We start from the raw sequence: 20,936 nt of genomic DNA on the forward strand, positions 1-20,936 counted from the left end.
ATCTCCATGTATCTTCACACATCTCATCAATACCACGCGTAGCTTCCCAACCTAAACTCTCTTTTGCATAACTTGGATCTGCGTAGCATTTTGCAATATCCCCTGGCCGTCTTGGAGCAATCTCATATGGTACTTTTTTACCAGAAGCCTTCTCAAATGCCTTGACCATATCTAATACAGAGTAGCCATTTCCAGTTCCAAGATTTACCGTAAGAACATCATCTAAAGTATCTATTTTATTGAGTGCTTTTACATGCCCTTGTGCTAAATCAACAACATGAATATAATCTCTTACACCAGTTCCATCATGAGTATCATAATCCCCACCAAAGACACTTAACTTCGCTCTTTTGCCCACGGCTGTTTGCGAAATAAATGGCATAAGATTATTTGGGATTCCATTTGGATCTTCACCAATAGTGCCAGATTTATGCGCACCAACTGGATTAAAATAACGAAGTAGTACAATTTTCCACTCTTTATCTGAGACAAAAACATCACGCAAAATCTCTTCTATAAAGAGTTTACTACGCCCATAAGGGTTTGTAGCACTCAGAGGAAAATCCTCTTTTATAGGCGTTGTTGCAGGGTCACCATAAACCGTAGCAGAGGAACTAAATACTATTTTTTTACAGTTATTTTTTTGCATCACTTCGCCAAGTATTACTGTTCCTGAGACATTATTGTCATAGTATTCTAAAGGTTTTTGTACAGATTCACCAACAGCTTTAAGCCCTGCAAAGTGAATAACTGAGTCGATTTTATAGGTATCAAAAACATTTTGTAAAGCATCTCTGTCACGAATATCACCCTCTACAAACTTTACCTCTTTACCTATAATTTTTTCTACTCTTTTTAAGCTCTCTTTTGAAGCATTACAAAGATTGTCATACACCACAAAATCAAATCCGGCAGCATCTAGCTCCACACATGTGTGCGAACCAATATATCCAGCGCCTCCTGTTACAAGTACCATTTTCTCTCCCTTTGTTTATTTCGCCTATCCGGCTACATTCATAGCTAGTTGTGCCATCTTTTGCATATATACTGCCACATCACCATCTGCTTCTAGCACTTTTTTCAGCTCATTTATAAAGTACTCTTTTGTTCTCTCATCTGCGATATTAAAAGTATAAAGTACCCACTCTGTATTGAGCATGATTTTCTCACCATTCTTTTGTACTTCAAATGCTCTATAGAGATTTATATCAGTAGTAGCAAGCAGGGCTAAAACCTCTTTATAAAAATCATTAACATCTCTCTTTACTAAAGAATCCAACTCCTCTTGCTTTATTTTGGCATCAACATCATTAAAATCTTCACGTCCAAAAACAAGAGCATCTCCGATGATAAGCTGTTCACCTAAAAAATAGGCATTTTTTTTCTCGCTCAAAGCATTTGCATCAGCATAAATTACATGCTCTTTTATACTTTCAAGCTCATCTATTAAAATAGAACTAAAAAAGGTGTAGAGCGTATTTGCCGCCATCTCAAGTTCTATCTCTTTTACCTCTTGTGTTTGTGCGTCTATTGCAAGTGCTTTCATTAAAATTCATCCAAAAGTATTACATTTACATAAGTCCCAGCTTCGAGAAATTTATCATCTTCTCCAGCCACCATAAGGGCAGAATTATCAAGCATATTAACTAAAATTGCCGAGCTTCCTACCTTTTTACCCTCAAAGTTGATGTAGTATTCACCATCTTCTACCACAACATTACAAGCGGTAAACTCAGTAAATCGACTGCGTTTTTTAAAATCACTTTGCAGTTTTGCAGCAACCATTTTATAAGGTGCATTTTTTCCAAGCATCTTGGCAATAAGAGGTAGCACATACAAAATTGCAGTAACAGTTGAAGAGTAAGCAAATCCAGGAAGGGCAATTATAAATTTATTGTCACGCTGCGCTACAAGAATATGACGACCAGGTTTAATGCCGACACCTTTATAGACTATTTGAGCTCCTAAACGAGGAATAATATCTTTAACAAAATCATAATCACCTACACTTACTCCACCAGTGCTTACAACTATATCTGCAGATTCAAGTGCATTTTCAAAAGTATGCATAATGGCATCTCTATCATCAGGAGCAGTTCCAAGTTGCACTGGTGTCGCACCAGCTGATTCAAATAGAGCTGCTAGCGTGTAGTTATTTGAACTTCTAATCTGTGCTGGATTATCAGAATTTTCACCCAAGTCAAGTATTTCACTTCCTGTTGCAATCACTGCTACACGAGGACGAAGTGCTACTTTTACCATTACCTTGTTTAACCCTGCCATTACACCAATTTCAGCAAAACCAATTTTAGTCCCTTTTTGAATAAGCACTTCACCAGCTCTATAACCTTCACCAATAGGACGGACTGCGTTTGCAAGTTCTACCATTTCATTAATAATGATTTTTCCATCTTCAAAAATTACATTTTCTATCTGAATTAAAGTATCAGCACCCGCTGGCATCATGGAACCTGTAAAAGTTTTAATGCATTCGCCTGCTTGAAGTTCTCTTGTCTCATCATGTCCTGCAGGATTATCACCAAGAACGACAAACTCTTTGCCCTCTTCTAAATCTTCATATCTTACTGCATACCCATCCATAGACGCAGTAGGAAACTGCGGGTCATTAAACTCTGCTGCTATGTCCTCAGCAAGAACACATCCAAGAGAATCACTCAAAGGCACTCTCTCAAAGCGTGCTGCGTTTACACAGAGTAAATCCAACATATTTTGACTTGTCTCGTACGAAATAAAATCTACACCCGTTATACTCATGATTTTGCTCCTAAAATTCCGCTACCTTTAATAGCAGTTGATCTTTTCTTTGCATAAACTCTTTTGCCATCTATCAAATCATATTTCCAGATGGGAGCACTCGCTTTAAAATCTTCTACAAACTCATCAATAAACTCCAGAGCAACCCTGCGTTTAGGAGAGAAAACTGCTGCAATATAAGAAGATTCATGTAACATTACATCACCACGAGAGTGTGCCATTTTTATCACAGCGCCTTTCTCGTTCGCTTTTTTCTGCCACGCTTCAAACCAAGAGTTTAAAATCGGCTCATAAATGTCAAAACTGAGTCCATCTATGCCATCTTCACTACGCACAGTACCCACAAAAGGAATATAAGCTCCATAATTACTTTGAGCCTCAGGTTCATACCACTCTTTTAAAAGTTTAGGCACATCAAGTGCACTATCATAAATACTAAGCAAAACTCAACCTCCACACACAGGTGGTAAAAGTGAAATTTTATCCCCATCTTTGAGTGGACACTCCAAAGATGAGACAAGTGTGTCATTCACTGCGACTGCACAACTCTCTAACCACTCTTTTACCTCTTCATCTTCTTGTAAAATTACTGCTAATTCATTTAAGTCTGCTATATCCAACTCTAATGCTTCTTTTTGTATTGGTCCTAAAAATTCTACTTTTACCACAAAAATATCCTTATGTTTCTTCTCTTTATTATATCTAAGATAAGTTAAGTGCTGTATAATTACACTATGATTTTTGGAAAAATAGAATACCTTAACCTCCTCCCTTTTCATGTTTTTATGAAACGCTTTACAAAAAACTCTCAACAAAAACTCGCTATGGAGTATAAAAAAAATGTTCCAGCAAAGGTAAATAGAGACTTTTTACGTAAAAGTGTTGATGCTGCGTTTATATCAAGCATTAAAGCACAAAAGCAAAACCATGTTAGTTTAGGTATTATTGCAAAGAAAAATGTACGAAGTGTATTGGTAATTCCAAGCAAAGAATCAAAGTCCGATGTGGAGTCTGCCTCTTCTAATCTCTTAGCAAATATATTAGATATTCAAGGTGAAGTTATTATTGGCGATAAAGCACTAAGATATGCCCTTAAAAACAGTGATTACATAGATTTAGCAGAGGTATGGCATCAAAAATATAATCTGCCTTTTGTATTTGCACTTTTATGTTATCACAAAGATAAAAAATTATATAAAAGAATAGAAAAAGAGTTTTTAAAAAGAGAAGTTAAAATTCCGCAGTACCTCTTAAAAGAGGCATCTAAACGGACAAATATAGAGACAAAAGAGATACGAAACTACCTCAAACTTATCTCATATAGAGTTGACTATAAAGCCCAAAAAGCAGTTAAAAAATTCTACAAAGAAGAAAAAGTTTTACGCTTTTCCATCTAAGTGAGCTGCTAGTCTTTCAAGTTTTGCTTTATAAGCATCTAAATCAAACTCTTTTACGCGAGAAACACCATCTTCAACAGCAGCTTGCGCAACAGCAGAAGCAACATATACAAGAACGCGTCTATCAAATGGTGAAGGGATGATATATTCAGTTCCAAACTCCATATTTTCACGACCATGCGCCTTTTTAACGCTATCAGGAACTGTCTCTTTTGCAAGTGAAGCCAATGCACGTGACGCTGCCATTTTCATATTTTCTGTAATTTTTGTAGCACGAACATCTAATGCACCACGGAAGATTTGAGGGAAACCAAGAACATTATTTACTTGATTTGCATAATCACTTCTACCAGTACCAATAATAACATCTGAGCGAACCTCTTTTGCAAGTGGCGGCTTGATTTCAGGATTTGGATTTGCACAAGCAAAAATAATAGGGTTTTTATCACTCATAGTTGCTACCCATTCAGGTTTGATTAAATCAGGGCCAGAGAGACCAAGAACCATATCTGCACCCTTCATAGCATCTTCAAGAGTTCTATCTGGAGTATCAAAAGCAAACATCTGTTTTTGTTTGTTCAAGTCATCTCTACCACTATGAATTACACCTTTAGAGTCAAGCATAGTAATGTTTTTTACACCAAGTGTTTTATACATACTAGCACATGCAATTCCAGAAGCTCCAGCACCAATAACAACAACTTTTAAATCTTCAGCTTTTTTACCTGTCATATCAAGAACATTAATAAGACCAGCTGTTGTAATAACTGCAGTTCCATGTTGATCATCATGAAATACTGGAACATTACAAATCTCTTTAAGTCTATCTTCAATCTCAAAACATCTAGGAGCTGAAATATCTTCAAGATTAATTCCACCAAAACTATCAGCCATTGCAGCTACAATTTTAATAATCTCTTCAGTATCTTTAGTATTTAATTCAATATCAACCGCATCTACATTTGCAAATGATTTAAAAAGAACACCTTTCCCTTCCATAACAGGTTTTCCAGCTAAATGACCGATGTCACCAAGACCAAGAACAGCAGTCCCATCACTTACAACAGCAACAAGATTTCCCTTATTTGTATACTCATATGCTAAATCAGCATCTTTTTCAATTTCAAGACATGGATACGCAACACCGGGACTATATGCCATAGATAATTCATCTTCTGTATTACATGGTTTTGTTAATAATGTCCCCGTTTTTCCATTTGTATCAAATTCACTTTGCGCCTTGTGATACTCTAATGACGCCTTTTCAAATGCTAAATTATCTCCCATACTCATTCCTTATTGTAATTATATCGGTGTATTATATAACTTTTTTCATAAATAACTAAATTTTATGCAAGAAAATAACACAATTTCCTTTAGGGTTGTAATAAATACCCATTGAGTTCTTTCGAGAGACAAAAACACCCCTTCCATTGAACTTTAAAGAGTTTCTAAAAATCTCACTAAGAATCTGTGTATCAAAACCATCTCCCTCATCAGCTATTTTAGTAACAATATACTCTGAACTCAACTCTTTAAGCTTAAATATTTGTACTGAAATCTTTTTTTGAGACTCCTGCTCAAGTTTTTGTAGGGATTCAAAGTAAATATCCTCTTCAAGATACCTATGTTTCGTACGAGAATCCAAGCCCAAATTGCCATGTTCATAAGCATTCATAAAAAGCTCACTAAAAACAAGACCTGCCCTATAAGCTATTTTACTATCTACTTGTAAATTTTTCCAAAGTTCTTCATACCAAATATTTGCCTCTTCAACTGCATCTAACGTAGTTGAAAAAAACTTTTTTTCCAAAAGTGTCTCTTCTCGCAAATCCAAACTATTAATAAATATAAGAGTTAAATCATCTTCTTGCTCTGTAATTTTGGCAAAAAACTTCTCCTTAAACTCTTCTCTTGAAAAAGAAAATTTAAAATCCTCTTCTATAAACGCAGTGTATGTCAAACCTTGAGTATTTGTCTGATTTTCAACAACACCATCACTATAAAAAAGGTATTTATCTATATTTTTAACATCTTTTCTATCTATTGTATAGCTACTTTGCCACTTGCTCATAGGTGTATTATTTGATTTGATTTTAATAATGTTGTCATTTTTATCTTGGAGTAAAAAAGGAGGCATTGCAAATTTTGCATACTTTAATTCCTTAAAATAGCTATCAAAACAGATATAGTCTATAGCCAAAGCCTCTTCATCAAGTAAAATTGGTTGAATGTATGCCATTGATTCCTGAATAAGAGCATCAAGAGAAAAACTATTATGTTTAACCATTTTATCCAGTAGATGATTTATAAAAGTTGTCATAATAACAGCAGTGAAAGAGGCAGAAAGCCCCTTACCCATACCATCAACAAGCAAATAAAAAGTTTTATGTTCGTTAATGCGTCTAGCACTATATGCATCGCCACTTAAAACATCAAGTGGTTTATAGATAAAATCTACCAAAGAAGTAGCTTTTGAATCTATAAGTTGATAATAAAAATCATTCCGCAAGATGTTAAGCTCTTTTTTAAAAGCCAACTCTGGCTGATATGAAGAGTACGCTTCATTTTTTTCTAGCTGTTCAAATCTTTGCAGTGTCATTAAATTTTAAACTTACTCAGAGCATTTTGTAGTGTTTTTGCATCATTTGTAAGTGCATCCACAGCCGTTTCTACTGTAGTACACAGTTTGCTATTTTTAGAAGCTACTTCTACTATTTCATCCATCGTTTCTATTAATGTTTTTGTTTTTGTTGCAATGAAAACACTCTGATGCATCACTTCAGTTGATTTATCTTTTGTAGAGCGTAAGTTCTCTTTTGTCTCATTTGATGAGACAATAAGTTCTTGCGCTGATGCTGAAATATTATCCATACTATGTGAAGTATTATCAGTCTCTTCAGCTATTTCAACAACATTTTGAGTAATAAGATTTACATTTGCACTAATTTCACTTAAACTTTTTTGCGTACGCTCTGCAAGTTTTCTTACCTCATCTGCAACTACAGCAAAACCTCGTCCATGTTCACCTGCACGGGCTGCTTCTATGGCTGCGTTTAGTGCAAGTAGATTTGTTTGATCTGCAATATCAGAGATAATTGCAAGTACATCTTTAATATTTTTCGCCTGTTCTGTTAAAGATGCCACTTTTTCTACAAGATCTTGCTGCTGCTGACTGCCATCTTCAATGGAAGAGACAACAGAACCAAGTTTTACAATAAAACCATCAAGCACATTAAATGTAGTATCTAAATCTTCAGTAACAGTAATAGTCGAATCTTCTACAATATCTAATTTTTCGCCTATCTCTGCAACTAAGCCATTTACAGCGCTAATGCCACTCTCTTCTTGCTTGCTATTTTTTGCCAAAGTATCTACAACTTCTTCTAATCTAGCACTCTCTCGTGTATTTGCATTTGCCACATCCTGTGCTTCATAAACAGTCTCTTTAAAAGCAATTATCATAACATGTAGTGCTTTTGAAATCTGTGCTATTTCATCATTTCCTTCAACAACAACACTACAAGAGAGATCAAGTTCACTAGAGATACAGTGAATTTTATCAAGAGAACTTCTTACACTTTTATTTATACCTCTTGAAATTATCATAATGATAATAAAAATTGCAATTGCAAATAGTATATATCCCACAAGTGTTATAAGCGTATCCATCTCATATTGTGATTCTACTGTTGCTAAAAGTTTATCATTTTGTTTTGCAAGATTATCATCAACTTTTTTCAAAAGATTTATTTTTTTTGTGATTGTTTTAAACCAAACAACACTATCAACCCCAAAATCAGACTGTCGCGATTTTGCTATGCTTCGCATTCTATCCACCTGAGCCACAACAGGAGAATCCATTGTTCTTTTATACATACGAACAGAATCATCACTCGCAATACTTAAAAAAGCATCCATATAAGCATTTTGTTGCGCAATAAGTGTAATAAACTTAGCATACATACCACTGCCAAACTTATCTGCTGCAAAAGTAGCACTTAAAACGGCGCGCTCTATTCCTGCTCTCTCTTTAGATTTTAAAAAGTTCGTATAAGCACTCAAAGCTTTAACAAGTTCTGGAGTGTTTGCAAGTTTTGCTGTAAGTGAAACCACATCTAAAATATTTTTATTAACATCACTATAATAGTTTATTGCATTTTTTGTGGAAATTTTAAAATTCTTGATCTCTGCTCTGACACTATTTAGTTTATTCAATCCTGATATAACTAATCTAACACTTTTTTGTAACTTACTCGGATAAGCAGATAAATTTAGAGTAGCAATATAAACCTTTAAATTACGATATCGCACATCTGTCAGCTTTCTTTGTTGTGGCAAAATATTTCCAAATTTTTTCCCATGAGAACCAAGATACCCAGCACTTGCTCCTCTCTCTTTTTGTGTTTCATGAATCACCAAAGAGAGTTTTTGAGACAATACATTAAGCTCTTTTGCCTGATTTATTACCGCTTTTTCATTGTAAGCTTTCACAACTGTTGCAATAATAATTACAAGCGCAAAAGAGACGACAATGCCTGTTATAAGATTTAACTTAGCCTTAATAGTCATTATCTCTCCCTACTTACTCTAAAGAGTTGCACAAGGTTAATTTCATCAAAAAGTTCATAAAGATTTGCATCCCCTACTCTAATTTGAATATCAACATTGTCCTTTTGTACCAATTTTGTCAAATACCCAATAACTGATGACGTGATAGAGATAGAATCTTTAATGATAATAGTTATATTGTTTGAACTACCTACTAACTTTTCAAGAGTATCTTTTATTGTTTGATAATCTCCGATAGTTTTAATATTACCTGTAATAGTTACGCTGTTTCCTGATGTTGTAATGTCCATTTTTCAACCTTTAATTTTATTATATTATCATAGACGAACTTAAGATTTTATTGCTTGTAGCCACTCTTTCATCTTCTTTTCATACCCAATCTCCTTAAGTTCCACGAAATGCAGTGGCTCATTCAAGTACTTCTGCTTAACATATCCACCAAAATCATGTGGATAGAGATAGCCCTCATTTTGCTGTGAAATATTTTTTGGAATTTCAAGAATTTTTCCATCTCGTACACTTTGAAGTGCTTTGTTAATCGCCAAATATGCTGCGTTTGACTTTGGTGAAGCACAAAGATAGATGACGGCTTGTGCTAAAATTATTCTCGCTTCTGGGTAGCCTATTTTACTCACACTTGTTAGTGTAGAGGTTGTTAGTGTAAGGGCTTGTGGATTTGCATTTCCTACATCTTCACTTGCTAAAATCACCAAACGCCTAGCAATAAAATCAGCACTCTCACCACCCTCAATCAATCGAGCAAGATAGTAAATAGCAGCGTCAGCATCACTTCCACGAATAGACTTAATCATCGCAGAAGCCAAATCATAATGCACACCTGCTTCAGAACTTCCAGCTTGCAGGGCATTTGGACGCAGAGATTTTAAAAGTGCAAGTGTTATAGTGTTCGCTGCGTTTGAAGCAAATTCTAAAAGCTTTAACATAGCACGAGCATCGCCACCACTGCTTAAAACAAGGTACTCTTTTGCATCATTTTCTACCACTATATCACCCTTTGATATTGCACGCAAAAGTAGATTATGTAAACTCTCATTTGAGATAGGTTTTAGCTCAAAAAGCATAGAGCGGGAACGGATAGCAGAGGTTAAAGAGAAGAAAGGGTTTTCAGTAGAAGCACCTATAACTAACACAGAGTTGTTTTCCATAACAGGAAGCAAAACCTCTTGTTGATTTTTAGAGAGACGATGCACCTCATCAATAAATATAAGTGGTTTTTGTAGAGCATTTTTATACTGTTCAAATATTTTTCGTAGCTGTTCTATTTTGAGAGAAGTTGCATTTAGCTCATAAAAAGGGAGTTGCATACTCTTGGCAATAACTCTTGCTAAAGATGTTTTACCAACCCCAGCAGGTCCATAAAAAAAGCTATGTCCAAGCGCCTCTTTTTCACAGAGTAAACGCAGCGGCATTCCCTCTTGCACTAAATGCTCTTGACCTACAATGTCATCAAAACCAGCAGGGCGTAAAAGGTGTGTAAAGTCCACTTTTTAGTCTCTGTCTTGGTATCTTTGTTCTTCTTTTATGCGTCTTTTTTCTGCTTTTAAAAATTTATACAAAGCAGAGTATTCACTTCGAGTGAGGTATCTAGTTTTTCCTGTTGGAAGGTTATTTAACTCTATTTCAGCAAAACTAACACGCTTCAAGTCGGCAACTTCTGCTCCAAAATGGGCAAAAAAACGGCGAAGCTCTCTGTTTTGTCCCTCTTTTAGTGCTACTTTAAGTATGGAGTAATCAGGTCTATTTTTTTGAATTTTATACCCAATAAAAGGCTTAATCTCCATAGATTTAATGCGAGAGTGTGAGTGTGCACCAGCACTAGCATCTTCAAGGTAGATGCCATTAAGCATAGCATCTTCCATATCTGGTGTCACTTCACCTTTAATTTTTATTTTATAAATTCTCTCTAAATCAGATTCCATTAAAGCAGTAGCTACATGAGAGGCATCTGTTAAAAGAAGAAGACCCTCTGAAGCAAAATCAAGGCGACCAACAGAGATAAAGTGCTTAAACTCTTTAGAGAGTGAGTCATAAATTGTTCTTCTGCCTTTTGGATCAGACTTTGTAACAAGCTCACCCTTTGGCTTATTGTAAACAATAACTGTATATTTCTCTTGAGGAGATACCTGTTTACCACTAATGTAAACTATGTCTATTCCCTCTTCAATCTGCGTTGCAGGGTTCTCTTGTATTTCACCATTTACACGGACATAGCCATCTTGAATGGCACGGTCAGCTTCACGGCGTGAGTAGGTTGAGTAGTGCGCTATATATTTATTTAATCGCATCATTTTATGAAATTCCTTTTTCAATCAGCGTATGAATATGGAGGACGCCTTGTATCTTTTTATTTTTGTCGGTTATGACTAAAAGTTGTATTTTTTTCTCTTCTATTAAAACAAGTGCATCCGAAGCCAGCATATCTGCATCATCTATACTCATAGGATTTTTGGTTGCATATTTAAGTACATTATCTTCAAGTGAAAAATCTTCACTAAGCAGCGCACGACGAACATCACCATCACTTAAAAGTGCTGTCAATTTATCATCTTCATCTATAATAAGTACAGTGCCAAGGCGACCCTCACCTATTTGTAAAATGGCATCTTTCATCTTTGCATTTTGCAAAATAATAGGCAAGTGCTGCGTTTGCATTAGGTTTTTTACTTTAATAAAAAGCTGTTTACCAAGTGCGCCACCAGGGTGAAAAGAGGCAAAGTCACTCTTTTGAAAATCGCGTGCACGCATAAGACAAACTGCCAATGCATCACCAAGAGCTAGAGTAAGTGTAGTAGAACTTGTGGGTGCAATGTTAAGAGGACAAGCCTCTTTTTCTATCTCTACTTTTATGACGACATCGCTGTATCTGCCAAGGGTAGAATTAGCATCTTTTGTCATCCCAATAAGTGGTGTACCAAAGCGTTTAATATGAGGAAGTATAGAGCCTAACTCTTCACTTTCACCGGAGTAACTAATGGCAATGACCACATCATCTTTACTTATCATTCCAAGGTCACCATGGAGTGCTTCAGTAGGATGTAAAAAGAATGACGGTGTTCCAGTAGAGGCAAAAGTTGCCGCCATTTTCGCCCCAATAAGTCCACTCTTACCAACGCCACTTACAACAAGTTTACCCTTACAACCAAGAATAATTTCTACAGCCTTATCAAATTCATCACCAATTTTTTGAGATGCTTTGAGCAGTGTCTGCGCCTCTATCTCCAATGTCTCTTGTGCAATTGTTTTATAATTCATACTCTCATTATACCTTTTTTATCCTCAAGAAGATATAATACAACATAAAAATCTATTTAGGAGAAAATATGAGAGATGTAATTGGTAAGTATATGGATACAATCGACTCTTTGAAATTAGAAAAGAGAATACTCGATCACAATTTATTAATTCTTGGAGAACAGGGTTCTGGAAAAACGAACTTGGCTTGTAGGGTAAGAAATTATATAATTGATAATGATGTTCCAACACTTTACATGGATTTTAACAATTCTCATGAAGATGATGTAGAGTTGAGATACAAAGATGAGCATTTTAACTACATTCGATTTGAAGAGAGTGAAACATTCGATGCAGAGTTTCAAGCACTAGTAAGTGTAAAAAAACATATTTATATGGCAGTTGATCCAAACTTCTTTGCCAAAAAACGCAATCAACGCAGTAGACTCTCTCAAATCATTTCACAACAGTCACTACTTGACAACTACTACTATTTTTTCCATGATATTGAAAACTTAAATGGTTTTTACACACAATTTGAAGACTTTTTACTCTATATGTTAAGTTTTGTAAATCTTCAAAAATATGGCTTTACATTTTTAGCACAACCACATGAAACATTTGAAAATCCACATCTCAAACTCCTATTTTCATTTTTATTTGTAGGTAAATGTTCAAACGCAAACTATTACAATACTGCCATTCTTAAAACATTAAAGAAAAATAAATTCTACTACCAATCAAGAACGGCTCATGCTACTTTACTTTTTAATGATATTCAAAGTAGTATGGTAAAAATTGATGAATATGTGGAAGATGAGTTTTAAAGATGCAAAAGCTTTTTGACGAAGTTACTTCACTTGATGCAAGATGTTATGAAGATTTTCATCTGAGTGAAGATGTACTGATGGAGCATGCCGCAGAGGGCATGGCACGATACATCACAAACAACTTCTCAAAAGATACAAAAATCATAATAGCTGTAGGTAGTGGGAACAATGGAGCTGATGGTATTGCTCTTGGGCGACTACTTTTTCAAAGCTATGATGTTTCACTTCTGTTTGTAAAAGAGCCAAAATCAAAAATGGCTTTGTTACAAGCAAAAAGAGCCAAGAGCATTGGAGTTCCTAGCATTACAAGCCTAAGAGAGTGTGATGTTATAGTTGATGCCATTGTAGGCAGTGGCTTTAGCGGTGAATTTAACCCACAACTCAGAGCAATACTCAACACTCTAAACGCAGCAACTGCGTTTAAGATAGCCTGCGATATTCCAAGTGGTCTACAAGCAGATGGAGTTTGTACAAACGCGGCCTTTGTGGCAGATATAACACTTACAATGGGAGCCTTAAAAAAATCTCTCTTTTTAGATGAAGCAAAAGATTTTACGGGCAAAATAGAGGTGCTTGATTTAGGCATTAGTCGTAAAATATATGAAACAAAGACTTCATGGCATCTTCTAGATAATGAAGATTTGAAACTCCCTCATAGAAGTACACAAAACACTCATAAAGGCTCTTTTGGTCATCTTTGCATTTTAAGTGGCGAAAAGATTGGTGCTTCTGTTTTTGCAGCACAAGCAGCACTGCGTTTAGGAGCAGGACTTGTAACGCTTATTACACATGAAAAGCCCATCATTCCTTTTGAAATTATGTACGCAAACTCTCTGCCAAAAAACAGCAGTGCCATAGCTCTTGGAATGGGGCTTGGAGAGAGTTTTAGCAATGATGAACTTAAGCAATATCTCAATCATGATTTACCACTCATAATTGATGCTGATATATTTTATATGCCAATAGTTTTAGAACTTCTTAAACGCAGTGAGATTATACTCACACCCCATCCAAAAGAGTTTGTAGCACTTTTAAAACTTACAAAACTTGCCGACATTAGCGTGGAAGAGTTACAGAAAAAGCGTTTTCATTATGCAGAAATATTCTCACAAGCCTATCCAAACGCAGTGTTACTACTCAAAGGGGCAAATGTAATTATTGCCTATAATGGCACATTTTTTATCAATCCACATGGCAGTTCCAAACTTGCTAAAGGTGGTAGTGGGGATGTTTTAGCAGGACTTATAGGCTCTCTACTTGCGCAAGGCTACTCCACACTAAACGCAGCGCTTAACGGTTCACTAGCCCATACAAAACTAGCACAAAACTACACGCTATCTGATTTTTCACTTACTCCAAATGATTTAATAGAGGGAATTGGAAAGTTATAAGATTTCTTATGCTATAAATCTGTCAAGAAAACTGTTATTGTCAAGAGCTTGTTACCGCTTATTTTGAGATTTATTTGAGAGGACAAATCCTCCCGTTGGTCTGAGCCTCTAAAATAAACCCCAAAAACGCTACACTCTCATCAACAAAAACAATCTAATCAATTTCACAAATAGTTGAAAACAGGAAAAAATATGAATAACACACTAAAAATCGGAAAATATGAACTAGGCTCACGCCTTATCGTTGGAAGCGGAAAATATGACTCTTTTGAGATGACAAAAAAGGCTACTCTGGCTTCAGGGAGTGAACTTATAACTGTGGCTGTGCGCCGTCTAAACATAACAGACCCAAGTAAAGAAAATCTTCGTGATACTTTTGCAGGGACTAATGTAAAATTTCTTCCAAACTCTGCAGGATGTGTGACTGCTGAAGAGGCTATTACTACATTTCGTTTAACTCGTGAAGCGACAGGCATCGACCTTATCAAACTTGAAGTTATCGGTGATACTCAAAAAACACTCTATCCTGATGTTTTAGAAACAATTAAAGCGTGTGAAGTATTGCATAAAGAGGGCTTTACTATTATGGCTTACACTTCAGATGATCCAATTATGGCAAAACGCCTTGAGGATGCTGGTGCTGATGCTGTTATGCCACTTGCTGCACCTATTGGAAGCGGTCTTGGCGTTCAAAACCCTTACAATGTCGTCTTTGTTCGTGAAGCAGTCAATGTACCTGTTATTGTTGATGCAGGGATTGGATGTGCGAGTGATGCAGCGTATGCTATGGAACTCGGTGCAGAGGGTGTACTTACAAACACAGCCATCGCACAGTCAAATAACCCAATAGCAATGGCAGAGGCTATGAAGCACGCAGTTATTGCAGGGCATATGAGTTACCTTGCAGGGCGTATTCCTAAAAAGCCTTACGCTACTGCATCAAGTCCTGTTGATGGACTTATACAGTTCTAAAACAAGAGTGTGGCCTATAAAAGCCTCACTCAAATTTTTCTGAGAGATGACTCATTAAAAGGAGTTGTCCCATTCCCTCAAAAAACTTTTCTATGCCGACTTCTTTTGACTCAGTAGCTTTTTGCAGTGCTCTTAAAAAAACAAGTTGAGACTCTTTAGAAGCTTGCATATAGGTATCTATGATGTACTCAAGAGTCATACTCATCACTTCTCCATTTACATCAAAATCAATCTCCGAGAGAGAATTTATACCCTCATTTTTCAGTAATATTTTACACTCTTTTGCAATATCCATCTAAATAACCCCCATAAGCGACAACATAACCACAAACATAGCAAGTGGAGTGATATATCTCAAAGAGAAGTACCATGGCTTGTATGCCCATTTAAGTTGTGGTTTCATCACTTTTTCTACCTCTGACTCAGGAATAATAAATCCTACAAAAACTGCCATAATAAGTCCCCCAATAGGAAGCATCACTGCAGCGGTCAAATAGTCTACCCAATCAAAGAAACTTTTACTTCCCCAGGTTAAATACTCTTTTGCACCATCAATATTTGAAAGAATTGCAAAAATGCCTAAAAACCAAAAAAATAGTCCCATAGCGAGAGATGATTTTAATCTACTCCAAGAAAATCTATCTATAAAATACTGGATCATCGGCTCAACAAGTGAAACAGAAGAGGTAAGCCCTGCAAAAGCGAGTGCTACAAAAAAGAGTACGGCAAAAATATTTCCTAAAACACCCATCTGATAAAATGCAGCAGGCAAAGAGATAAAGACAAGCCCTGGACCTTGAGAAGGTGCAGAGCCATATTGATAAAGAAAAGTAAAAAGCATCAAACCTGCCACTATTGCAATGGTTGTATCTAAAAAGACAACCCAAAAAGCACTTTTCACCAGATTTGCATCTTTTGGAAGTGAAGCTGCATAGGTCATAATGGCACCCATACCAAGGCTTAAAGTAAAAAAGGCATGACCCACTGCAACTACAAAAGCTTGAGAAGTAAGCTTTGAAAAGTCAGGATAGAACATAAAATGAACTGCTTTTGAGAAACCTCCAAGTGTCGTTGCATAGAGAAACATACCAGCCAAAATAACCATCAACGCAGGCATCAAATAAAAGTTTAGTTTTTCTATACCACCTTTAATCCCTTTATGCACAACATAAGTAATGATTCCAAATGAGAGTGTATTGTAAAAAAGTTGCGTCCAAAAATCAGCATGTAACATTGTCGTAAAAACAGCCTGAGACTCTTTTACACTAGCAGGCAGATATGTCAATGAGGTCACTATATAATTAAATATCCACCCAATAACAACTGAATAAAAAATCATTATAAAAAGACCGGCAAGAGCCTGAAAGCCACCAAATTTCCAAATATTTTTATGTTTTGGGGCTAGTTCTTCAAAAGAGGAGACTGTATCGCGACGACCAAGGTATCCAATGAGCATCTCCGCAATCATAATCGAAAAACCTATCAATAAAACTGTGATAAGATAAACAATTACAAATGCACCACCGCCATATTCACCTGTGATGTAAGGAAATTTCCAAATATTTCCAAGCCCAACAGCAGAACCTGCCGCCGCTAAAATAAACCCTAACCGACTAAACCTTGCTAACTTCATAGATTACTTTCCCTTTTAATTGGAGTAATTATACTTAAATATTGATATTTTTTAAAGAAATTTACAAATACTATTGACATTTGGAATGTAATTGACTATAATTTCGCCTCATTAATCAGCGTAATCGCTTGTTTAATGTGTAGGTCGGGGTGTAGCTCAGTATGGTTAGAGTACCTGGTTTGGGACCAGGGGGCCGAAGGTTCGAGTCCTTTCACCCCGACCACTTTTAATTTTCCAAATTTATATTTTAAAACTTAATAACATGGTGGGATTAGCTCAGCTGGTTAGAGCACTGGTTTGTGGTGCCGGGGGTCACGGGTTCGAATCCCGCATCCCACCCCATTTAATTTAAAATATAAGACAAATAAAAACATATAACAAATATAGTAGCGTCCGTGGCTCAACTGGATAGAGTTTCGGATTTCGGCTCCGAGGGTTATAGGTTCGAATCCTATCGGGCGTACCATTTTGTCTGATATGCATGCGTCCTTAGCTCAGCTGGATAGAGCAATGCCCTTCTAAGGCATAGGCCAAAGGTTCGAATCCTTTAGGGCGTACCACTTTATATTGTTTGTCAGAAGTGACATAAAAAACTTATCTACAACGTGCGCGGATGTGGTGAAATTGGTAGACACGCCAGACTTAGGATCTGGTGCCGCAAGGTGTGAAGGTTCAAGTCCTTTCATCCGCACCATCCCTTAATTACGGGCTTTCCAAAGAAAACACAAATCATAAATTACTTTTAAAAATTATTAGGGTACACAACAGGGTACACTTTATATTTAAATCAAACCATGATGCCATATAAATCCATATTGAATGGTTTTTAATATATAGATTAAATAATATTATAAATAGTTATATTTTATTAAGAATGGAAAAAAGCTTATATTCTATTTTTGAGTTATTTTGAGCATAAAATGCTGTAGTGTCAGATACTAAATCAAAAAACAATACATTTAAAACAAGTTTTTCATCTTCCTCTTGTTGATATAAATATCGTAAATTGATATGATTATTGTCATAGGGGTATATTAAGTAGAGTTTTGAGCACTCTTTGTACTTCGTACCATAAGCATATAGCTGGTACATATCAGCTTGAGAAATATCCTTTTCATCTTTAATCATCTTCCATTTTGTATCTGCAATGAGTTGTTCATCTTCATTAATGACTATATCTGGTCGTAATGCAAATTTATTTGGTTCTTCCACAAGATATTTCCCTTTATCTTGCAAACTAACGTTCAAGCCTTTTTTCTTAAGATAATGCCCCACATAGGATTCAAACAGTAAGTTCATATCAAAAAGCAATGCAAACGCTATATCACTATCTTTATAAGGAGTAAATGAATTTTCTAATAAAAATGTTTTACACCAGAGAAGTGTTTGCTCATAGTCCTTCATCTGCCGATTTAGCTTGATTTTTGTAAAGTCGTTTTTAATATTATGTGATACCTCTATAGCATCAAAGACGAATAAAAATTCTCGTATTCTTTGTTGGTTATGATTTGATCTCGACTTTTTATATAAAAACCCTAAAGCAGTCTTAATAAGTCTATTTTCTACTCTATCACTCAAAAACTCTTGATACTCCACAAAGAATCTCTCTTTGTGGATGTAATTCACTTGAATTTGCTGGTTTATCTTTAGCTTCCCCTTTAAGAACTTGATATTCTCTTCTTTGGTAATGTAATCAGATTTAAGCCCTTTTTTTAACAGCTTAGCTAATTCATCGAGGAACATTGTTATAAAAATTTCAAACAGTGGCATTTTTGAGCTTTTTAGATGTGCCATGTTGAAATTTTTAAATGGGGACTTTTTTAATGTTTTAAGCATCTTTATCAAGATTCTTTTGGACGCATCTGTCTCAAGATTTTGTATCTTTGGCAGTATTTCAATGGTTGTACCATCTGTTGTTTGGATAACACCCACATAGTTTTGCGCTTGCAGTGTTTCACCAAGCCCTTTTTTATACGATGGCTTCAAAAAGAGCGTTTGCTCATTGTTTTTTAAAACAAACTGCTTTAAATCATCAAAGACTTTTTTAGGTACAGCCAGATTATTAGAGGGATCTAGCTGATACTTATTGTCTTTGTCATAATAAATAGAACGATATTCTAAAATTGAAAAACTATTTTTCATATATTTTTATGTAACTCTCAGGAATATTAAAAGCTTCTTCGTTTATTTCGTACACAATTGGTTCATCATCAATCTCTAAAGAGTCTAAGTCCTTTTCTCCGAACAGCTCTTGCATGCTATAGTTGGATTTAACTCTAACAAATTGAAGAGTTTCATCATCTTTTTGATTATCACCAAGCACTAATCTAATTTTTTCCCAGTCATCATAAAAATACTCTTGTAGGAGTGGAATAATTTTATTTTTAAAAATATTGCTTAAAGTTTTTATATCGCTATCATCTTTTTTTAGCTCTATAAAATAAGCATGACCGATAGTGTGATCTCTATCGTATAAATACTCTACTCTTTTATTTATTACCTCAAGCAGTGTGTATATATCTATCCCCTCAACTTCTATACTTTGTAGAGTTTCTAAATTAGGCATCATCTCTACAAACTCAAATCTTCGTCTAAGGGCAGTATCCATAAGTGCTATACTTCTATCTGCCGTATTCATTGTACCAATAAGATACAAATTTTTAGGTACTCCAAATTTTCTACCACTGTAAGGAAGAGTAACTTGAATCTCCTCAGATTCTCCAACTCTTTTACTATCTTCTATTAGAGTGATAAGCTCTCCAAAAATTTTAGAGATATTTCCACGATTGATTTCATCTATGAAAAGAGCATATTTATAATTAGGATTCTCTCTTGCTTTATCAGCTATTTTTTTGAAGATTCCATCTGTCACTTTATAAATCATCTCGGTACCATCTTCGTTGCCAACTTCACCTGCTGGTATAGCTTTTATGCCCTCTACAAACTCCTCGTAACCATAGCTTTGATGAAATGTAATAAACTCATAGTTATGCAATTCCTGTGATAAAGGTTTTTGATTTTTATATTGTTCATAAAGCTCGATAAGTTCAGGCATTTTTTCATCAAATCCATCTACAAACTTCCAAATAGACTTTTCAATTTTATCAAAGATTAAAGGCTCAATTCTAGTTTTATAGTTGACTGTTTTTGAATCTTCAATAGTATGTGTTTGTAAAGCAGCCCAAATTTGTTGAGGGATACCTTTTCCTTTATTTAAAAGTTTTGCTTTTGCCACAACGAGTTTATGTTTTGCAATGTCAGGGACTTTTGCCTCTTTCTCTAAATCATACAAGCAAAGAGCTACTACCTCAAACCAAGTAAGATTTTCAACTATTTGTGTAGCCCATTCAAAATCACTGATGCTGTTTTCTTTGTAGATAAATTGCTCTTTTAATTTATTAATATTGTAAGTTTTACCCGTTCCTGGAGGTCCATATAAGATTTGGTTCAAGGCAACTAGTTGATCTGGCGGTGATGTTGGATTTTCTTTTTCACTATTTTGCAAGTAAAATTCATTAATTTTATTTTCATATCTATCATATAGAGTTTTAAATTGCTCTCTAATCTCTGCTTCGTTCAAATTTGTAACTACACTTTTTAAAAACTCTCTGTTTCTAGATGATGGATTTTCAATGCCTAGGTACTGTTTTAGGCTTTCTCTATCCTTAATCTTTTTTTCTAGATGCAAAGCGAGTACAATATCATCTCCTTCAATTACAAATTCATAATGAGTTCCCGCTACACCTTCAGACTCTGGGGTATTTTTGGGATATATTTGAAAATATTTTCTTCCACTAGATAAATGTGGTTTTCTATAGTTTAATCTAAATTCATCTGCTAGTTTTCTATAAAATGCTTCTTGTTCAATTGTGATTTGTTTGTTTTCACTTCCAACAATAAATATAATTTTTTGATTTTGGAATTTTGGGAGTAAAATATTTTTTGCTTTTAGGTAATTATATATTTTTTCTCCATGATATTCGGAAGTTTGTAAGCCTCCCCAAAAACTAGACTACTAAAAACGGAATAATTCTGATAAAATAAATCAGGAGTAAATATGCGAAAAAGTAAGTTTAGTGAGAAACAGATTATCGAGATTCTCAAAGAGATTGAA

The 20,936-nt window shown here is 35.3% G+C and carries 20 protein-coding genes and 5 tRNA genes; 9 read left to right on the forward strand and 16 right to left on the reverse strand.

Annotation, left to right across the window (positions count from 1 at the left end):
• The 5 genes from galE to MV589_RS04720 all read right to left on the reverse strand — a co-directional run.
• On the reverse strand, positions 1–976 hold a 976-nt coding region (gene galE, locus MV589_RS04700), incomplete at its 3' end, for a UDP-glucose 4-epimerase GalE (RefSeq protein WP_297432550.1).
• A gap of 24 nt (positions 977–1,000) precedes the next feature.
• On the reverse strand, positions 1,001–1,546 hold the full coding sequence (locus MV589_RS04705; RefSeq protein ID WP_297432552.1) for a hypothetical protein: 546 nt from the start codon (positions 1,544–1,546) through the stop codon (positions 1,001–1,003).
• Positions 1,546–2,775 (reverse strand): molybdopterin molybdotransferase MoeA, encoded by a 1,230-nt coding sequence (locus MV589_RS04710; RefSeq protein WP_297432554.1) that lies wholly within the window; start codon positions 2,773–2,775, stop codon positions 1,546–1,548. The genes MV589_RS04705 and MV589_RS04710 overlap by 1 nt, the downstream gene beginning before the upstream one ends.
• A complete protein-coding gene (locus MV589_RS04715; RefSeq protein ID WP_297432556.1) occupies positions 2,772–3,218 on the reverse strand; it encodes a molybdopterin synthase catalytic subunit in 447 nt (148 codons plus the stop codon). The genes MV589_RS04710 and MV589_RS04715 overlap by 4 nt, the downstream gene beginning before the upstream one ends.
• A gap of 3 nt (positions 3,219–3,221) precedes the next feature.
• The gene (locus MV589_RS04720) at positions 3,222–3,443 is read right to left on the reverse strand and encodes a MoaD/ThiS family protein (RefSeq protein ID WP_297432558.1); all 222 of its coding nucleotides are present in this window, start codon (positions 3,441–3,443) and stop codon (positions 3,222–3,224) included.
• Between the two features lie 48 nt (positions 3,444–3,491).
• Here MV589_RS04720 and MV589_RS04725 point away from each other — a divergent pair, with 48 nt between their 5' ends.
• Positions 3,492–4,172: an MqnA/MqnD/SBP family protein gene (locus MV589_RS04725; RefSeq protein WP_297432560.1), complete on the forward strand. Its 681-nt coding sequence runs from the start codon at positions 3,492–3,494 to the stop codon at positions 4,170–4,172.
• Here the strand turns inward: MV589_RS04725 and MV589_RS04730 are convergent.
• The 7 genes from MV589_RS04730 to MV589_RS04760 are packed head-to-tail and all read right to left on the reverse strand — an operon-like array spanning position 4,155 to position 12,017.
• The gene (locus MV589_RS04730) at positions 4,155–5,459 is read right to left on the reverse strand and encodes a malic enzyme-like NAD(P)-binding protein (RefSeq protein ID WP_297432562.1); all 1,305 of its coding nucleotides are present in this window, start codon (positions 5,457–5,459) and stop codon (positions 4,155–4,157) included. The two genes, MV589_RS04725 and MV589_RS04730, sit on opposite strands and share 18 nt — an antisense overlap.
• Positions 5,460–5,514: 55 nt before the next feature.
• A complete protein-coding gene (locus tag MV589_RS04735) occupies positions 5,515–6,774 on the reverse strand; it encodes an ATP-binding SpoIIE family protein phosphatase (RefSeq protein WP_297432564.1) in 1,260 nt (419 codons plus the stop codon).
• Complete coding sequence (locus MV589_RS04740) at positions 6,774–8,744, reverse strand: methyl-accepting chemotaxis protein (RefSeq protein ID WP_297432566.1); 1,971 nt, start codon at positions 8,742–8,744, stop codon at positions 6,774–6,776. The genes MV589_RS04735 and MV589_RS04740 overlap by 1 nt, the downstream gene beginning before the upstream one ends.
• Positions 8,744–9,034: a hypothetical protein gene (locus MV589_RS04745; RefSeq protein WP_297432568.1), complete on the reverse strand. Its 291-nt coding sequence runs from the start codon at positions 9,032–9,034 to the stop codon at positions 8,744–8,746. Before MV589_RS04745 ends, MV589_RS04740 begins: the two co-directional genes overlap by 1 nt.
• A gap of 39 nt (positions 9,035–9,073) precedes the next feature.
• Positions 9,074–10,249, reverse strand: coding sequence for a replication-associated recombination protein A (locus MV589_RS04750; RefSeq protein ID WP_297432570.1), 1,176 nt, complete (start codon positions 10,247–10,249; stop codon positions 9,074–9,076).
• Between the two features lie 3 nt (positions 10,250–10,252).
• Positions 10,253–11,053 carry a pseudouridine synthase gene (locus MV589_RS04755; RefSeq protein ID WP_297432572.1) on the reverse strand — a complete coding sequence of 267 codons (801 nt, stop codon included), beginning with the start codon at positions 11,051–11,053 and terminating at the stop codon, positions 10,253–10,255.
• A 1-nt stretch (position 11,054) separates the two neighbouring features.
• Positions 11,055–12,017: a KpsF/GutQ family sugar-phosphate isomerase gene (locus MV589_RS04760; protein ID WP_297432573.1), complete on the reverse strand. Its 963-nt coding sequence runs from the start codon at positions 12,015–12,017 to the stop codon at positions 11,055–11,057.
• A 68-nt stretch (positions 12,018–12,085) separates the two neighbouring features.
• On the opposite strand from MV589_RS04760, the gene MV589_RS04765 reads away from it, so the two are divergent.
• The 3 genes from MV589_RS04765 (at position 12,086) to MV589_RS04775 (ending at position 15,189) form a co-directional block, all read left to right on the forward strand.
• Positions 12,086–12,823: a P-loop NTPase family protein gene (locus tag MV589_RS04765; RefSeq protein WP_297432574.1), complete on the forward strand. Its 738-nt coding sequence runs from the start codon at positions 12,086–12,088 to the stop codon at positions 12,821–12,823.
• Positions 12,824–12,825: 2 nt separating this feature from the next.
• Positions 12,826–14,217: an NAD(P)H-hydrate dehydratase gene (locus MV589_RS04770; RefSeq protein WP_297432575.1), complete on the forward strand. Its 1,392-nt coding sequence runs from the start codon at positions 12,826–12,828 to the stop codon at positions 14,215–14,217.
• A gap of 192 nt (positions 14,218–14,409) precedes the next feature.
• Positions 14,410–15,189 carry a thiazole synthase gene (locus MV589_RS04775; RefSeq protein WP_297432576.1) on the forward strand — a complete coding sequence of 260 codons (780 nt, stop codon included), beginning with the start codon at positions 14,410–14,412 and terminating at the stop codon, positions 15,187–15,189.
• Positions 15,190–15,214: 25 nt separating this feature from the next.
• Here MV589_RS04775 and MV589_RS04780 read toward each other — a convergent pair whose 3' ends face one another.
• Positions 15,215–15,484, reverse strand: coding sequence for a hypothetical protein (locus MV589_RS04780; RefSeq protein WP_297432578.1), 270 nt, complete (start codon positions 15,482–15,484; stop codon positions 15,215–15,217).
• Entirely contained in the window at positions 15,485–16,822 is a 1,338-nt protein-coding gene (locus MV589_RS04785) for a sodium-dependent transporter (protein ID WP_297432580.1), read from the reverse strand.
• A gap of 145 nt (positions 16,823–16,967) precedes the next feature.
• On the opposite strand from MV589_RS04785, the gene MV589_RS04790 reads away from it, so the two are divergent.
• The 5 genes from MV589_RS04790 (at position 16,968) to MV589_RS04810 (ending at position 17,516) form a co-directional block, all read left to right on the forward strand.
• Positions 16,968–17,045, forward strand: a tRNA-Pro gene (locus MV589_RS04790).
• A 42-nt stretch (positions 17,046–17,087) separates the two neighbouring features.
• A tRNA-His gene (locus MV589_RS04795) sits at positions 17,088–17,164 on the forward strand.
• Between the two features lie 47 nt (positions 17,165–17,211).
• A tRNA-Arg gene (locus MV589_RS04800) sits at positions 17,212–17,288 on the forward strand.
• Between the two features lie 17 nt (positions 17,289–17,305).
• Positions 17,306–17,382, forward strand: a tRNA-Arg gene (locus MV589_RS04805).
• A 49-nt stretch (positions 17,383–17,431) separates the two neighbouring features.
• Positions 17,432–17,516 (forward strand) — tRNA-Leu (locus MV589_RS04810).
• A 164-nt stretch (positions 17,517–17,680) separates the two neighbouring features.
• Here MV589_RS04810 and MV589_RS04815 read toward each other — a convergent pair.
• Positions 17,681–18,964, reverse strand: a complete 1,284-nt coding sequence (locus MV589_RS04815) for an McrC family protein (RefSeq protein ID WP_297432582.1) — start codon at positions 18,962–18,964, stop codon at positions 17,681–17,683.
• Complete coding sequence (locus tag MV589_RS10980) at positions 18,954–20,402, reverse strand: McrB family protein (RefSeq protein ID WP_521966168.1); 1,449 nt, start codon at positions 20,400–20,402, stop codon at positions 18,954–18,956. The genes MV589_RS04815 and MV589_RS10980 overlap by 11 nt, the downstream gene beginning before the upstream one ends.
• Between the last annotated feature and the right edge of the window lie 534 nt (positions 20,403–20,936).

The organism is Sulfurimonas sp. (genome assembly GCF_026991475.1).
Taxonomy (GTDB): Bacteria; Campylobacterota; Campylobacteria; order Campylobacterales; family Sulfurimonadaceae; genus Sulfurimonas.

Bases quoted from the DNA above. Each gene is read 5' to 3' on its own strand.
- MV589_RS04705 (WP_297432552.1), bottom strand. From the start codon at position 1,546: ATGAAAGCACTTGCAATAGACGCACAAACACAAGAGGTAAAAGAGATA.
- MV589_RS04710 (WP_297432554.1), bottom strand. From the start codon at position 2,775: ATGAGTATAACGGGTGTAGATTTTATTTCGTACGAGACAAGTCAAAAT.
- MV589_RS04730 (WP_297432562.1), bottom strand. From the start codon at position 5,459: ATGGGAGATAATTTAGCATTTGAAAAGGCGTCATTAGAGTATCACAAG.
- MV589_RS04735 (WP_297432564.1), bottom strand. From the start codon at position 6,774: ATGACACTGCAAAGATTTGAACAGCTAGAAAAAAATGAAGCGTACTCT.
- MV589_RS04740 (WP_297432566.1), bottom strand. From the start codon at position 8,744: ATGACTATTAAGGCTAAGTTAAATCTTATAACAGGCATTGTCGTCTCT.
- MV589_RS04745 (WP_297432568.1), bottom strand. From the start codon at position 9,034: ATGGACATTACAACATCAGGAAACAGCGTAACTATTACAGGTAATATT.
- MV589_RS04755 (WP_297432572.1), bottom strand. From the start codon at position 11,053: ATGATGCGATTAAATAAATATATAGCGCACTACTCAACCTACTCACGC.
- MV589_RS04760 (WP_297432573.1), bottom strand. From the start codon at position 12,017: ATGAATTATAAAACAATTGCACAAGAGACATTGGAGATAGAGGCGCAG.
- MV589_RS04765 (WP_297432574.1), top strand. From the start codon at position 12,086: ATGAGAGATGTAATTGGTAAGTATATGGATACAATCGACTCTTTGAAA.
- MV589_RS04770 (WP_297432575.1), top strand. From the start codon at position 12,826: ATGCAAAAGCTTTTTGACGAAGTTACTTCACTTGATGCAAGATGTTAT.
- MV589_RS04775 (WP_297432576.1), top strand. From the start codon at position 14,410: ATGAATAACACACTAAAAATCGGAAAATATGAACTAGGCTCACGCCTT.
- MV589_RS04780 (WP_297432578.1), bottom strand. From the start codon at position 15,484: ATGGATATTGCAAAAGAGTGTAAAATATTACTGAAAAATGAGGGTATA.
- MV589_RS04785 (WP_297432580.1), bottom strand. From the start codon at position 16,822: ATGAAGTTAGCAAGGTTTAGTCGGTTAGGGTTTATTTTAGCGGCGGCA.
- MV589_RS04815 (WP_297432582.1), bottom strand. From the start codon at position 18,964: ATGAAAAATAGTTTTTCAATTTTAGAATATCGTTCTATTTATTATGAC.